Below are 14,272 nucleotides of genomic sequence, written 5' to 3'. Positions count from 1 at the left end.
GGATGGACGTCCCCGGATGATGTTTGACCACGGCAGGTGGGACGGCCCTCGACCTGAAATTCCGACGATCTTCCGCGGGAGACCGGTGGACCTCCGTTTCGAGAGCGCGACTGAGATATCATCGCGGACGGAGAACCGTGTCACGCTTTTCCCGGAGTTGCTCCGGCGTCACCGCGACAGGAAAGCGGCTACATTCGTGCTGCGCAGTACCGTGCGGGTAACGCCGCCGAACAGGAGCTGGCGCAGCCAGGAGTGGCTGTAGGCGCCGAGCACGAGCAGGTCGGTGCCGGATTCGGCCATCCTCGACTGGATGATATCGTCGATTGCCGAGCCATCCGACTTCTGCACCGAGACGCTGACATTGGCGCCGTGGCGCGACAGGGCGGCCGCGATCTCGGCGCCGGCCGCCTCGGGGGATTCGTCCAGGCTCTCGGGCGGATCGATGACGAGAATGTCGGTCTTGTCGGCCTCGGCAATGAAGGGCAGGGCGTCGAAGGCCGCGCGGGCCGCTTCCTTGCTGCCGTTCCAGGCCAGCAACACACGCCTGAAGGTTGTCACCAGCGGGCCGTCATGCGGCACGACCAGCACCGGCCGGCCGGCATCATAGACCAGCGTGTCGACATCGGCGCTCGGATCGCCGCCGGTGTCACGCTGCGCGGCGATGATCAGATCAGCGGCACGCACGCTTGATATGCCGGTCAGCGCGCTGTCGCCGGAAAAGCTCTCCAGGCTTCGCCATTCGAAGGAGAGGCCGGATTCCTCGATCCGCTTGAGGAAATAGGCCTGCAATTTGTCGGCGCGCTCCTTGTTCATTTCGGCCGAGACCTGCAGGAATTCGGTATCGGGAAAGCCCGTGGCCGATGTGTAGGGCACGGGAAGCGCCTCGGCATGGATGCCGACGAGATGGCTCTCGAATCTTTCGGCAAGCGGAAGGGCGCAATCGAGCACGCGCTCGGCGTCCTGTTCGTTCTGCAAAATGGCCACAATCGTCTTGAAGCGCATGGCTGGTCCCTCAATTGTTTACCCCGCGCATCTGCGCGGCAAGGGAACGCCTCAGCGCATTGACTGGTTCCAGCCGCGGATCAGCCTGCCTTGGCCAAGCCCGCCACCATCTCCTCGACGTCCTTGCGCGCGGCCTCGAGCGCTTCCTCGCTGCGGGCGCGGACAACGAGCTCGGTCCAGAACTTGCCGTCGCCATATTTGGGATAGGAGCCGATGATGGTGCCTGGATGCGCCTTCTGGATCTCGGCCAGCGGCCCGCCGATCAGGCCCTCGCCGAAGGGGCAGTGCACCGTGGCCGACAACATTTTGGTGCCTGCCTTGAGCGTCGGCACCACATTGTCGAGCATGGCCTGGAAGATCGACGGCACGCCGGCCATGACATGGACGTTGCCGATGCGGAAGCCCGGCGCGACCGAGACGGGATTGTCGATATGGTCGGCGCCGCGCGGCATGCGCGCCATGCGCTTGCGCGCTTCGGTGAACTCAATGCCGCGCCCGGCATAGCTTGCTTCGAGCAGCGCATAGGCCTTGGCGTCGTATTCGCAAGGCACGCCAAAGGCCTTGGCGATGGAGTCGGCGGTGATGTCGTCATGCGTCGGGCCGATGCCGCCGGTGGTAAAGACGTAGGTGTAGCGGGCGCGCACGGCATTTACCGCCGCAACGATCTCGTCTTCCTCGTCAGGCACGATGCGCACTTCCTTCAGGTCGATGCCGATCGCCGTCATGATATCGGCGAGATGGCCGATGTTCTTGTCCTTGGTGCGGCCGGAGAGGATTTCGTCGCCGATGACGAGCATGGCGGCGGTGACGATTTCAGGCATGGTGGGCTCCGGCACAATAGGTCGCTTGAGATAACGCGGCCGGCGGCCGGCGGCAATGCGAAACCCGGATCAGTGCTTGTGGCGGCGGCCGTTGCGGATATGGTGCGGTCGGTCGGCTGGGGTGAAAACATGCTGATGTCGTTTGTCCTGTGGTTGCTCGTCGGCTTACTCATCGCGGCGGCGCTTGCCGTGCTGGCCGTGACAGTTGCGACCTGGCGGATTGCGGCAAAGGCCGAAAGACTGGTGCCGGCTTGCGGCAAATTCGTCGAGATCGACGGCAACCGCATCCACTATGTGGAAGAGGGCGACGGCAGGCCGATCGTCTTTGTGCACGGGCTGGGCGCTCAACTCCACCACTTCCGCCAGACGCTGTTCGGCCGCTTCGGTCCTGGCTACCGGCTGATCGCCCTCGACCGGCCGGGGTCGGGCTATTCAGTTCGGGCAACCGGGGCCACCGGCCGGCTGCCCGAGCAGGCTGACATCGTGCGGCGCTTCATCGAGGAATTGCGCCTGGAGCGGCCCCTGGTCGTCGGCCATTCGCTCGGCGGGGCCATCGCGCTTGCGCTGGCGACCGGCCATCCGACAGCGATTTCCGGCATCGCGCTGCTCTCGCCGCTGACGCATCAGGAAGCGAGGGGGCGTCAGGGATTTGACCTGCTCTATGTTCCGTCACGGCTGCTGCGCCGTGTCCTGGCCTATACGGTGGCGATACCGCTCAGCCTCCGTTACGCGCAGCCGACGCTGCAGTTCATTTTCGCGCCGCAAGCGGTTCCGGCAGACTACATGATCGGCGGCGGCGGATGGCTGGGGCTGCGTCCGTCCCACTATTTCGCCACGTCCACCGATGTCGTGGCCGTGGAACGGGATCTTGGCGAAATCGAACGGTCTTACCGCGAAATTGCGATGCCGGCAGGCATTCTGTTCGGCACCGGCGACCAGGTGATCGGCGAGGCGGTCCATGGCCAACCGATGCTGGACAAGATCGACGCCCTCGACTTTGAGCGGATCGAAGGCCTGGGCCACATGCCGCAATTTACGGACCCTGAACGGGTCGTCGCCTTCGTCCGGCGTATCGCCGCGCGCGCTTTCGCGCATTGACCGCAATTGACCTTGGCGGGGGGCTCGCGGCTCTTCACGCGGCGTCACGCAAATGTGTCGGACATTCTGTCCTACCCGGAATTTCCAGGGGAACCTTCGCACCCAACCCAGGGTTTCGTTGGTGTCGCCAGGGCCTTGGCGCCCGTTTTTTTTGGCGATCAAGAGAATGGAGAATCCAATGATTACAAGACTCATTGCAGCTTCGGCGCTGGTGCTGGCCATGGGTGGCGCAGCCATGGCGCAGTCATCCGATGACTGGTGGTGGTGGCACCGCGATCATCGTCCCGACACGAGGCAGCAGGTAGATCCCTATACCACAGGCAGCATCAATGGCGGCTCCGGGCTGACCACCTACGGGAATACCGGTGGCATGGGGCCGTGCGCCCACAACACACCCGGTCCGGATGCCAACTCGCAACAGAACGTCAACGATAACTACTGCGGTAAGTAGTGCCGCATAGCCACCAGCGGCCGGTGCGAGGCCTTCCGGCTTCGCCGGTCGCGGGGCGGTTCCAACTCGCTTAGTCGGAGACTTCGGTTTGCGGGCGGTCGCGGCCGTCGGCGAGTTCGTCGTGCCACGTGCCTTCGGCGTCCTCATATTGGATGCCGTCGGTGGTACCGGCAACCTGCTGTTCGGACGAGGCGATCTCGGCGGCGCGCAGCGCCTCCTGGTGCGTGCGGAAAGTCTCGGAAAATGTCGAGCCGACCTTGTAGGCCCAGCCGCCATCATGCTCGACGATCTTGTAAGTCAGCTTCGCCATGGAATCCTCCGGTTAAGAAGCGTGCTCAGTGCAGCTTTCCGTCGGGCAGCCTGTCTTCGGGAACCAGAACTTCCGATTCCCTGGCTGCCTCGACAAGGGCGCGACGCGCGTCCGCTGTCGAACGATAACCTTCCAGCGCTTTGAGGCAAGTGTCGAGAGCATAACGATGGCGATCGCCGCGATTGAGCGGCCAAACGGTCATCAGGCACTCGGCGGCCTCGCGGGTGCTGCTTATCTGGCGGTATTTGCCGACATGGCCGAGCTCGACCACCACCGGCTTTTCAAAGGGTTTGTTGTCCATCATGGCCGCCAACGTAAAGCGGCCAAATTGGTTGCAGTTGTGGCGAGGATCCTGCGCCCAAACGTCTCAGGACCCGGCCGATTTCCGGTTTTGTTTTGACGCAATTCGGACGGAAAGCCACGGCGAAGCCGCCGAGGCTGACCGTGTCACACTTTCCCTGGAATTGCTCTAGCCGGCGGCCTTCATCCAATGCCGCATCGTCGTCACCGAACGTGCCAGCTGCGGCGCGGGATGGATTTCCTCACCGAAGGCGGTGGCAGCGCGCCAGCCCCAGCGCGGGTCGGCGAGGAATGCGCGCGCCAACGCCACCATGTCGGCACGACCGTCGGCGACGATCGCCTCGGCTTGGCTGGGATCGTCGATCAGCCCCACGGCGCGCGTCGGAATGCCGGCGCCGTTGCGCACGGCCTCCGCCAGATGCACCTGGTAGCCGGGACCGGGCGGCACCTGCTGCAGGGGCGAATTGCCGCCGCTGGAGCAGCAGATATAGGCGATGCCCTCGGCCTTCAGCGCTTTGGCCACCTCGATTGCGTCCTCGATGTCGAAACCGCCTTCGACCCATTCCTTAACCGAAAGGCGCGCCCCCAGCATCATGGACGGGACGGCCTTTCTCACCGCCCTGGCGATTTCGAGAGCGAAGCGCATGCGGTTTTCCAGCGACCCGCCCCAACGGTCGGTACGCTGGTTGGAGAGCGGCGAGAGGAACTGGAAGATCAGATAGCCATGCGCGGCGTGCAGTTCGGCAAAGTCGAAGCCGGCCCGTTCGGCGCGCACGGCCGACTGCGCAAAACGTGCAATGAGCTCCAGGATCTCGTCCTCCTCCAACGCATGCGGCACGTTCCAGCCCGTGTCGTAGGCGAGGGCCGACGCAGAAACCGTCTGCCAGGGATCTTCGCCCGGCTGCAGCGGACCGCCGCCTTCCCAGGGTTTGCGGTTGGAGGCCTTGCGGCCGGCATGGGCAAGCTGGACACCGAATTTCGTGGCGGGCGCGGCGACGCGCCTGGCGGCGTCGAGCGTACGCTTCGCGGCCGCCTCGTTGTCGTCCGAATAGAGGCCGAGGCAGCCATGCGAGATGCGCCCGCGCCGCTCGACATCGGTCATCTCGACGGTCACCATGCCGGCGCCCGACATTGCCAAGTTCATCCAGTGATGGAGATGCCAATCGCTGGCCGAGCCGTCCTCGGCCGAATACTGGCACATGGGGGCAACCGCGATGCGGTTGGGGAAGGTGAGGCCGCCGAGGGTGATCGGCTGGAAAAGCGATGACGTCATGTGAAACGGGCTCCTGGAGAGATACCGCTATCTAGGCAGTCGCGACGCGACGCGCCAGATACGAGCCGGTGAGACTCCCCCGCTGGACCAATCGGTTTCGAGGCCAGTCGGATACCAGGCCAGTCGGTTTCCTGGATTGCCTGCGACACCTTTCACCGCTACGCCTTTGCAACCAATACGGAGGTCGTCATGGAAGATCGCATTCGCATCCGTTCGCAGGAGGTCCTTTCGGACGACTGGGCGGTGCTGAAGAAGACGGTGCTCGACTATCGCCGCCGCGACGGGCGATGGGAGACGCAGACCCGCCAGACCTACGACCGCGGCGACGGCGCCGTGATCCTGCCCTTTGATCCGCAGCGCTCGACCGTCCTCCTGGTGCGTCAATTCCGCTTCCCGGCTTACGCCGTAGGCCACCACGAGCCGCTGATCGAGGCTTGCGCCGGCTTGCTCGACGAGAACGATCCCGAAACCGCCATCCGCAAGGAAGCGGAAGAGGAACTGGGTTATCACCTGAAGGATGTCGAGCGGCTGTTTTCGCCGTTCATGAGCCCGGGCAGCGTGACGGAGCGGCTCTGGTTCTTCACCGCGCGCTATTCGCCGGCCGACCGTATTTCCGACGGGGGCGGTGCGCCGGAAGAAGGCGAGGACATCGAGGTTCTGGAAATGCCCTTGGACGAGGCGCTGGCCGGCATCGCCGACGGCCGCATCGTCGATGCCAAGACGATTATTCTGATTCAGCATTTGAAGCTCAACCCGATGAAAGGTTGAGCCGATTGCGCGTTGGAGGTGGCCTGCCATCCGAAGCTCCTCCTTCGCCAAGGCTTCGGAGGACTCGTCGAAGAGCGAAGGGTGGTGCGGACGACGGGAATCGAACCCGTACGATCAGAGATCGAGGGATTTTAAGTCCCTTGCGTCTACCAATTCCGCCACGTCCGCAGGCGTGCCCTTTTCAGATGCCAGATATGAGCCGTCAAGCCATGTTTCGGATCGGCTGCGCTTTTTGCCGCCGTCCGGCCCGTTCTCAAGTGCAGATTTAATATTAGCGATATTTAAAATGCCAACTTCTCCGAACTGATCCCATTAGCCTTTATGTGCGAGTCTATGGCCGGCTTTGATGGTGGAACCATGCGTGGGCCAGGCTGGATCAGGGGACTGCGGGAGGAGGAGGCGCAGCAGCTGCGCCGGGAGATCGGTCGGCTCGAACGAGGGCTGATCGAGGCCGCCAATTCGAAGGCCAAATGGAACCTGCACGAGGTCGCCCACACGTTGCGCTGGCAAAAGGCCCGGCTGCGGCGGCTGGAGGAATGCCTCGAGGCCATGCCTGAAGGAAAGAGGGCTTCGGACCGATCCTGACCGTTCAGCCAAGCATGTCCGCTAGGCGGGGCAGGGCGGTGGGAAAGTGGCGCGATCACGCTATTACGGCCTGCCTTGGGAACGCTAATGTTTGCGCCGTGGCGGATCGATCCGCCGAGGCCGGCGTCTATCAGGCCCCTACCCATTCCCCCGCCCCCTGCGGGCGCCGGCCACCTGAATTTTCAAGAGATGCGGAAGCGGGTGTTGCGCATCGTCGCGGTGCCGCAAGCCTCAGAATTTGTAGCTGAAATTCACCCCCAGCGTCTGCAGCTTCACGTCCTGGTCGCGGTCGGCGAACGTGTCCGGCGCATCGAAATGCTCCTTGCCGAAATCGTAGTAGCGGTATTGTGCGCCGACGACGACATTGTTGGTCAAGGCATAGTCGACGCCGGCGCCGAGCGTCCAGCCGGTGCTGGTGCGGGTTTGGGCAAAGGCCGTGCCTGCTGCCTGCGAGGTCTCGATGCCGGCGAAAGCGACGCCGCCGATGCCGTAGATCAGCACGCGATCCATGGCGTAGCCGGCCTTGGCATCGATCGATCCGAACCATTTGATGTCGGTGCCGAATGTGTTTGCCGGGCCGGCCTCGGCGGTGCCGTCGATCGAGGCGTAGTTCAGATCGGCTTCTGCGCCGATCACAGCCTGGTCGAACTGCCAGAGCCCCGCGACATGGCCGCCGACGAAACCGCCATCGATATCGGGCTTCACCGAACCGCCCTCGACGCTGATGTCGGACCGGCCCCAGCCATAGCCGGCCTGCAGGCCGGCGTAATAGCCGGTCCAGTCGAAGCCGGCCGCGGTCATCGGCAGATTAGCCCCCAGATCCGCCGCCCGGGCGGATCCGGACAGCAGGACAAGAAAGCCGGCACTGGCAAGCGTCAGTCGACGCATCGATCGCTCCGAAATGGCGGTTTCGAACGACTCCTCGAAGCAGACTAGCCCCATTCGCCGCGAAACGGAATTGCATCTCTGCAACAGTGGTTTACGACCTGACGCTCTGGCTCCGGACGCCGACATTTGCCAAAGTGACCTACGCAGAGGACTCAAGCCCATGACGAACGCCAAGCCGACCAGCGCCGCAAAGCCAAAGCCGTGGACGGAAGTGGCGACACATCTGGTCGACGTCGCGATGGGCCGAAAGCCGGCCGATCTGGTCATCCGCAACGGTCGCTGGGTGAACGTCCATTCGGGCGAGATCATCCCCGGCACCGATATCGCGATCGCAGCCGGCCGCTTCGCCTATTGCGGGCCGAACGCCAGCCATGCCATCGGGCAGGGGACGAAGGTCGTCGATGCCGGCGGGCGCTATCTGGTGCCCGGCCTTTGCGACGCGCATATGCATGTCGAGAGCGGCATGGTGACGGTGACGGAGTTCTGCCGCGCGGTCATCCCGCACGGCACGACCTCGATGTTCATCGATCCGCACGAGATCGCCAATGTGCTTGGACTGCCGGGCGTGCGCCTGATGCATGACGAGGCGGTCGCGATGCCGATCAACGTGCATGTGCAGATGCCGTCCTGCGTGCCGTCGGCGCCGGGGCTGGAGCATGCCGGCGCCGAATTGACGGTCGCCGACGTCGCCGAGGCCATGACCTGGGAAAATATCATCGGGCTTGGCGAGGTGATGAATTTCCCCGGCGTCGCTGCCAACGATCCGGTGATGTCGGGCGAGATCGCCGAGACGGTCAGGGCCGGCAAGACGGTGGGCGGCCATTATGCATCGCCCGATCTCGGCCTGCCCTTCCACGGCTATGTCGCCGGCGGAGCGGAGGACGACCATGAAGGCACGCGCGCGGAGGACGCGATCGCGCGGGTGCGCCAGGGCATGAAGGCAATGCTGAGGCTGGGATCGGCCTGGTACGACGTCGCAGCGCAGATCAAGGCGGTGACCGAAGGCGGCATCGACCCGCGCAACTTCATCCTGTGCACCGATGACAGCCATTCCGGCACGCTGGTGCATGAAGGCCATATGGATCGCGTGGTGCGGCATGCCATCAGCCAGGGGCTGAAGCCGGTGACGGCGATCCAGATGGCGACGCTCAACACCGCGCAGCATTTTAGGCTGGAGCGCGAGATCGGCTCCATCGCGCCCGGGCGGCTCGCCGATCTGCTGATCGTTTCGGACCTTGCCCGGATGACCATCGACGAGGTCTATGCCCGCGGCGTCCGGGTGGCCAAGGCCGGCAAGCTCGAGATCGACATCCCCGCCTATGACTATCCGCAATCCGCAAAGAACACGGTCAAGCTCGGCAAGAAGCTCGCGGCGAAGGATTTTGACATTTCCGCGCCGGCGGGCGCCAACGAGGTGCGGGCGCGGGTGATCGGCGTGATCGAGAACCAGGCGCCGACGCGGGCTCTGGAAGCCGATCTGGCGGTTGAGGACGGGCTGGTCGCCATGGATCGCCGCAACGACATCTGCCAGATCGCCCTGGTCGAGCGGCATCGCGGCACGGGCGGCGTCACCAACGCCTTCGTCTCCGGTTTCGGCTATGTGAAAGACTGCGCAATGGCGTCCAGCGTCGCGCATGACGCGCACCACATCATTGTCGTCGGCACCAACAAGGAGGATATGGCCTTGGCCGTGAACCGGCTGAGCGAGGTGGGCGGCGGCGTCGTGCTTTATTCCGAGGGCAAGGAACTGGCGCTCGTCGAGATGCCGATCGCCGGCCTGATGTCCGACGAACGCGCCGAGATCGTCGCGGCCAAGGCCGATCAACTGACCGAGGCGATGCGCAAGGTCGGCTGCTCGCTCAACAACGCCTATATGCAGCACTCGCTGCTGGCGCTCGTGGTCATTCCGGAGCTCAGGATCTCGGACGTCGGCCTGGTCGACGTGACGACGTTCCAGAAGGTCGATCTTTTTATCTGAGCGTCAGCTATCCGCCGGTAGCGATGGTCAAGACCCTGAACGGCGTGGTGATGACGACCTCGGCGACCGAGCCGACCGCCTTGCCGAGGCCTTGGCCGATATTGTTGAGCTGCGTCGGGTCGGGCTCGTCCGACGCAAGCCCGGCCGGTGTGCGCAGCCGGTTGCCCAGCAATTGCACCAGGATCGGATTGTCGGCGAATTTGGCGTGGTTCAGGCCGTCGCCGCCCTTGGCGTGGGTCAGGTCGACGACCGTCACGCCGTAATCGGCAAGATCGGCGGCGTTGCCGTAGTCGCCGACGCGCGGCTTGTCGCCGGAAATGAAGCTCGACAGCTTCAGCGCCCGGTCGTCGCCCGAAAGCAGGATGGCGAAGGGTTTGTCCGGCTTGCCGTAGCGGATCATTTGCTTCTTGAAGACATCGACGTCGATGTCGGGCGAGGCGAGGATGACGTAACCGAGCTTGCCGCCGAGATCGCGGTCGCCGGTGATGGCGAGCTGTCGCAGCGCCTCCATCGTCAGCCAGGTGCCCATTGAATGGGCGATGATGTCGATGCTTTTGACGCGTGTCTTGGCAAGCATCCGCAGCGTCGCCTCGAGATCGTCGCGCGCGGCGGTCGAACTGTCCTTGTCATAGATGTAGCCGGTCGCCTTGGCGCTCGATGCCCATGAGAACAGCACCGGCGTTCCGGGATATTTGGTGTCATGCGCTATCTGCGTGATGCGGTAGATGCCGTCGTCGAAACCGTTGTTGAAGCCGTGCACGAACACCAGGGCACGGTCGCCGCGCATGGAAATGTCGGCGCCGACCGCCTTGGCGAATTGCCGCGCGTCGCCATAGTGGACGACATCGGTGGCGGTGAACTGCTTGGCCGGATTGGAGTCTGCCGAGCCCTTGGCGCGCTCGATCGCGCCGACCTGGTGGATCTTCGGCACGGTGACGTCGACGCGGGCGTAGCTGGTGGTCAGCGAACGGTCGCCGTCGAAGACCTGGCGCGGATCCTTGGTCGCCTGCTGGCGGGTGGTGGCGACGAAGATCTCATGCGTGGCGGCGATGTCGGAGGCAGGCGCTGTAACTGTTTTGCGGTTGAGAAGATCATGCGTGGGACCGGCGCAGCCGGCGAGGGCGAGCGTGAAGGCAAGGCCGACAACGATCTTCACATGCGCAATCACCCGGGGTCCCCCAAGGGCGGCAACATCTCTTGCTACTGCGATAAAGCCAGAGAGCGGCCGGGTCCAGTTCAAAGTCCCTGCGGCGCGGAACCCGCACCGATACGGTTACTGCGCAGCCAGCTGACGGATGCGGTCCGTCACATCACGATCGCTGGCAAAGCCATCGTCCTCGCGCAGCCGCTGTCCGATCATCTGCACCATCATCGGATTGTCGGCGAATTTGGTGTGGTTGAAACTGTCGACGCCCTTGATCTTGGAGAGGTCGACCACCGTGACGCCATAGGAGGCGAGATCTGCGGCATCCCGATAGTCGCCGACGCGCGGCCGCGCGCCGGCGATCAGGCCGGAGAGCCGCAGCGCCCGGTCGTCGTCCGACAGGAGCAGGATGAAGGGCTTGTCCGGCTTGCCGTAGCGGCGCATCTGGCTCTTGAACACATCGACATCGATGTCGGGCGAGGCGAGCACAACGTCACCGAGCTTGCCGCCGAGATCGCGGTCGCCGGTGATGGCAAGCTGGCGCAGCGTCTCCATCGTCACCCAGGTTCCCATCGAATGGGCGACAATGTCGATGCGCCGGGCGCCGGTCTGCGCCAGCATCCGCAACGTCACCTCCAGCTGGTCGCGGGCGGCGGCGGCGCTTTCCTTGTCATAGACATAGTCGGTGGTCTTGGCGCCGGAGGCCCAGGAAAACAGCACCGGCGTGCCCGGATAGCCGGAATCGTGGACGATCTGGGTCAGCCGGTAGACGGCGTCGTCGAAGCCGGTGTTGTAGCCGTGGACGAAAACCATGACGCGGCCGCCGCGGGCGTCGATGTCGGTGTTGAGGGCGCTGGCGAATTTCGGCTGCGTGTCGTAGCCGACGACTTCGGAGGCCATGAAATATTTCGTCGGGTCGTTCGACTTGCCGCGCGAACGGCGTTCGATCTGGCCCGTCTGGTGAATGGGGGGAACGGTGACGTTGACACGCGCATAGTTGAGGGTCGCCGAGCGTTCGCCGTCAAAAACCTTGTTCGGGTCGTCGGAGCGCTTGCGGGTCGTGGCGATGAAGATCGAGTGGTTGCCGGCGATCTCGGTCGCCGTCGTCGGCACGACGACGCTGCCCAGGATTTCCTGCGTCTGCTGGCCCGCGCAGCCTGCTATCAGCAGGGCAAAGGCAATGATCAGAATTGTCTTCAACCGCACGTCGACACTTTCACTGGCATTCCACTCCGGCCACGATTGGCCGTCCACCTCCGCGAAAATCTCCCGGACAGCCGAAGTGCGGCTAAAGTAAGTCGTGTCCAGCGGAAATTGGCTCAGCGTCGGGCGACGGCCATCGCACTGTTGCGCGAAAGCCAAAACGGCGGCAGGAAGATTGCAGGCGCGGGATATGGCTGTCCTGGCGTACCGCCGAGACCAAATGAGGGACTTCTATTGAACAGCTTCTCTTCTCGCGTCGCCGCTGCCGCCGAGGCGATCCGCGAAATCTTTCCGGAGACGCCGCTGCAGGAGAACGATTACCTGTCCAAGAAGACAGGCGCGCGCATCCTTTTGAAGCGTGAGGATCTGACGCCGGTGCGCTCCTACAAGATCAGGGGCGCGTTCAACTTCTTCCGCAAGGCGCTCGCCGCCGGCAACAATGCCGAGCTGTTCGTCTGCGCCTCGGCAGGCAATCACGCTCAGGGCTTTGCCTTCGTCTGCCGCCATTTCGGCAAGAAGGGCGTCGTGTTCATGCCGGTGACGACGCCGCAGCAGAAGATCGACAAGACGCGGCTGTTCGGCGGCGATTTCGTCGAGATCAGGCTGGTCGGCGACTTCTTCGACGATTGCTACCGCGCCGCCTTCGAATTCACCGAAACCGCCGGCGCGCATATGGTGCCGCCCTTCGACCACAAGGACATTATCGAGGGCCAGGCGACGGTTGCCTACGAGATCGCGGCCCAGATGCCGGGCGAGCGCGTGCCCGACATCGTCATGCTGCCGGTGGGCGGCGGCGGCCTCGCCGCCGGTGTGACCCACTATTTCGCCGACCAGCATCGCGATCCGCGTTTCGTGTTCTGCGAGCCGGCGGGCGCGCCGAGCCTGCGCGAGAGCCTTGCCGGCGGCAAGCGGGTCAAGCTCGCCAAGGTCGACAATTTTGTCGACGGTGCCGCGGTGGCCGAGATCGGACGCGAGCCGTTGCGCCATCTCAAGGACTTCACCGCCGATGCCGTGCGGCTGGTTCCGGAGAACCGGCTCTGCGCCACCATGATCGAGATGCTCAATGTCGAGGGCGTCGTGCTGGAGCCGGCCGGCGCGCTGGCGATCGACGCGCTCAAGGATTTTTCGCGCAAGGAGATCAGGGGCAAGACCATCGTCGCGGTCGTCTCCGGCGGCAATTTCGACTTCGAGCGGCTGCCGGACGTGAAGGAGAGGGCGCTGCGCTTCGAGGGGCTGAAGAAGTATTTCATCATCCGCTTCCCGCAACGGCCGGGCGCGCTGCGTGATTTCCTCGAAATGCTCGGTCCCGACGACGACATCGCCCGCTTCGAGTATCTGAAAAAATCGGCGCGCAATTTCGGCTCGGTGCTGATTGGCATCGAGACCAAGGACCGGCGCAATTTCGACCTGCTGAAGACCAATTTCGACGCCGAAGGCGTGCAATATCAGGATATCACCGACAACGAGACGCTGGCGGGGTTCATCATATGAAGGGCCCGGTTTTCGTTGCGCTATTTTCCGGCATCAATGTCGGCGGCAACCGCATCGTCAAAATGGCGGAGCTCAAAGCCTTCTTCGAAAGTCTCGGCTTCAGCGATGTCGCGACTTATGTGCAGAGCGGCAATGTCGTGTTCCGGGCGAAGAAGGGGGACGCGGCGGCGCTGACCAAGGAGATCGAGGCTGCCTTCGAGAAGAAGTGGGGTTTTCATTCGCGCATCATGGTGCGCGATGCCGGCTGGTTCGGGCGGCTGGTGAAGGACAATCCCTATCCCGAGGTCGCCGGCGAGCCGACCAAGCTGCACGCTTATGCGCTGGAACGGGAGCCGACCGCCGAGGAGACGAAGCGGCTCGCCGACAAATGCTCCGGCCCCGAGCGCTTCGAGATCAAGGGCGACGTGCTTTACCTCCATGCGCCGGACGGGCTCGGCAAATCGGTGTTCGCCAACCTCATCCCGCGTACCTTGAAGGTGCCGGGCACGGCGCGCAACTGGCGCAGCGTGCTGGCCCTGCTCGACATGGCCGACAAGGCCGGCGGCTGACTGTCCGAGGCACTTTTCCGGGAATTGCTCCGGCTCAGGCAGCCTTTTGCCAGTCGAAGCTCAATTCCTCGCGGAAGGCGAAGCGCTTGATATGGTCCGCGACCACGCTCTCCAGCCGCTCCAGCGACGCTTCGTCGTCGGCGGCCACAGCGATGTGCAGGGCACGATCGTCGGCATCCATCACGGTGCGGCCGATCGAGAGCTGGATAGCGCCGTGCTGCGGGTCGAACTCGACCGGGAATTTATGCGACCAGTGCTTGCAGAGCTGCTGCAGGTAGCGGCTGGCATGTTCGGTGGCGACATCGGCGCGGCTGGTCAGCATGAAATTCTCCTGGCGGATGAAGAGACGCCAGCCTGGATGAGGCTGGCGCCAATCGCGGATAGATAGGCAGCGCCGGGCGAAACGCTAGCT

At 63.9% G+C, this 14,272-nt stretch carries 16 protein-coding genes and 1 tRNA gene; 7 read left to right on the top strand and 10 right to left on the bottom strand.

The window, feature by feature from the left end:
* Positions 1-168: 168 nt before the first annotated feature.
* Both LB538_RS00695 and LB538_RS00690 read right to left on the bottom strand, forming a co-directional pair.
* Positions 169-1,002, bottom strand: coding sequence for a universal stress protein (locus LB538_RS00695; protein ID WP_224525470.1), 834 nt, complete (start codon positions 1,000-1,002; stop codon positions 169-171).
* An 80-nt stretch (positions 1,003-1,082) separates the two neighbouring features.
* A complete protein-coding gene (locus LB538_RS00690) occupies positions 1,083-1,823 on the bottom strand; it encodes a competence/damage-inducible protein A (protein WP_224525472.1) in 741 nt (246 codons plus the stop codon).
* 78 nt (positions 1,824-1,901) lie between these two features.
* Between LB538_RS00690 and LB538_RS00685 the strand changes: the two genes are divergently transcribed.
* The gene (locus LB538_RS00685) at positions 1,902-2,921 is read left to right on the top strand and encodes an alpha/beta fold hydrolase (protein ID WP_224525474.1); all 1,020 of its coding nucleotides are present in this window, start codon (positions 1,902-1,904) and stop codon (positions 2,919-2,921) included.
* Positions 2,922-3,099: 178 nt separating this feature from the next.
* Positions 3,100-3,372: a hypothetical protein gene (locus LB538_RS00680; RefSeq protein WP_224525477.1), complete on the top strand. Its 273-nt coding sequence runs from the start codon at positions 3,100-3,102 to the stop codon at positions 3,370-3,372.
* A 70-nt stretch (positions 3,373-3,442) separates the two neighbouring features.
* Here the strand turns inward: LB538_RS00680 and LB538_RS00675 are convergent, their stop codons facing one another.
* The 3 genes from LB538_RS00675 to LB538_RS00665 form a co-directional block, all read right to left on the bottom strand.
* On the bottom strand, positions 3,443-3,682 hold the full coding sequence (locus LB538_RS00675) for a DUF2188 domain-containing protein (RefSeq protein ID WP_095765137.1): 240 nt from the start codon (positions 3,680-3,682) through the stop codon (positions 3,443-3,445).
* Between the two features lie 25 nt (positions 3,683-3,707).
* On the bottom strand, positions 3,708-3,986 hold the full coding sequence (locus tag LB538_RS00670) for a DUF982 domain-containing protein (protein WP_095765138.1): 279 nt from the start codon (positions 3,984-3,986) through the stop codon (positions 3,708-3,710).
* 165 nt (positions 3,987-4,151) lie between these two features.
* Positions 4,152-5,255, bottom strand: a complete 1,104-nt coding sequence (locus tag LB538_RS00665) for an NADH:flavin oxidoreductase/NADH oxidase (RefSeq protein WP_224525482.1) — start codon at positions 5,253-5,255, stop codon at positions 4,152-4,154.
* A 189-nt stretch (positions 5,256-5,444) separates the two neighbouring features.
* Here LB538_RS00665 and LB538_RS00660 point away from each other — a divergent pair, with 189 nt between their 5' ends.
* Entirely contained in the window at positions 5,445-6,023 is a 579-nt protein-coding gene (locus tag LB538_RS00660; protein WP_095765140.1) for an NUDIX domain-containing protein, read from the top strand.
* 82 nt (positions 6,024-6,105) lie between these two features.
* Here LB538_RS00660 and LB538_RS00655 read toward each other — a convergent pair.
* Positions 6,106-6,191 (bottom strand) — tRNA-Leu (locus tag LB538_RS00655).
* Between the two features lie 165 nt (positions 6,192-6,356).
* On the opposite strand from LB538_RS00655, the gene LB538_RS00650 reads away from it, so the two are divergent.
* Positions 6,357-6,608: a hypothetical protein gene (locus LB538_RS00650; RefSeq protein WP_224525483.1), complete on the top strand. Its 252-nt coding sequence runs from the start codon at positions 6,357-6,359 to the stop codon at positions 6,606-6,608.
* A gap of 231 nt (positions 6,609-6,839) precedes the next feature.
* On the opposite strand, the gene LB538_RS00645 is transcribed toward LB538_RS00650, so the two are convergent.
* Complete coding sequence (locus LB538_RS00645; protein ID WP_224525484.1) at positions 6,840-7,496, bottom strand: outer membrane protein; 657 nt, start codon at positions 7,494-7,496, stop codon at positions 6,840-6,842.
* Between the two features lie 160 nt (positions 7,497-7,656).
* Between LB538_RS00645 and ade the strand changes: the two genes are divergently transcribed.
* Entirely contained in the window at positions 7,657-9,474 is a 1,818-nt protein-coding gene (ade, locus tag LB538_RS00640) for an adenine deaminase (RefSeq protein ID WP_224525485.1), read from the top strand.
* 7 nt (positions 9,475-9,481) lie between these two features.
* On the opposite strand, the gene LB538_RS00635 is transcribed toward ade, so the two are convergent.
* Together LB538_RS00635 and LB538_RS00630 are read right to left on the bottom strand one after the other, a co-directional pair.
* Entirely contained in the window at positions 9,482-10,642 is a 1,161-nt protein-coding gene (locus LB538_RS00635; protein WP_140840264.1) for an alpha/beta hydrolase, read from the bottom strand.
* A 105-nt stretch (positions 10,643-10,747) separates the two neighbouring features.
* A complete protein-coding gene (locus LB538_RS00630) occupies positions 10,748-11,824 on the bottom strand; it encodes an alpha/beta hydrolase (protein ID WP_140840540.1) in 1,077 nt (358 codons plus the stop codon).
* A 231-nt stretch (positions 11,825-12,055) separates the two neighbouring features.
* Here LB538_RS00630 and ilvA point away from each other — a divergent pair, with 231 nt between their 5' ends.
* Both ilvA and LB538_RS00620 read left to right on the top strand, forming a co-directional pair.
* Entirely contained in the window at positions 12,056-13,312 is a 1,257-nt protein-coding gene (gene ilvA / locus LB538_RS00625; RefSeq protein ID WP_224525486.1) for a threonine ammonia-lyase IlvA, read from the top strand.
* Positions 13,309-13,860, top strand: coding sequence for a DUF1697 domain-containing protein (locus tag LB538_RS00620; protein ID WP_224525487.1), 552 nt, complete (start codon positions 13,309-13,311; stop codon positions 13,858-13,860). The genes ilvA and LB538_RS00620 overlap by 4 nt, the downstream gene beginning before the upstream one ends.
* Positions 13,861-13,894: 34 nt before the next feature.
* Here LB538_RS00620 and LB538_RS00615 read toward each other — a convergent pair whose 3' ends face one another.
* Positions 13,895-14,182, bottom strand: a complete 288-nt coding sequence (locus tag LB538_RS00615) for a DUF2218 domain-containing protein (RefSeq protein ID WP_224525489.1) — start codon at positions 14,180-14,182, stop codon at positions 13,895-13,897.
* Positions 14,183-14,272: the final 90 nt, after the last annotated feature.

It is taken from the genome of Mesorhizobium sp. Ca11 (assembly GCF_020165275.1).
GTDB lineage: Bacteria > Pseudomonadota > Alphaproteobacteria > Rhizobiales > Rhizobiaceae > Mesorhizobium.
This window is presented reverse-complemented; position numbering and strand designations above follow the sequence as displayed.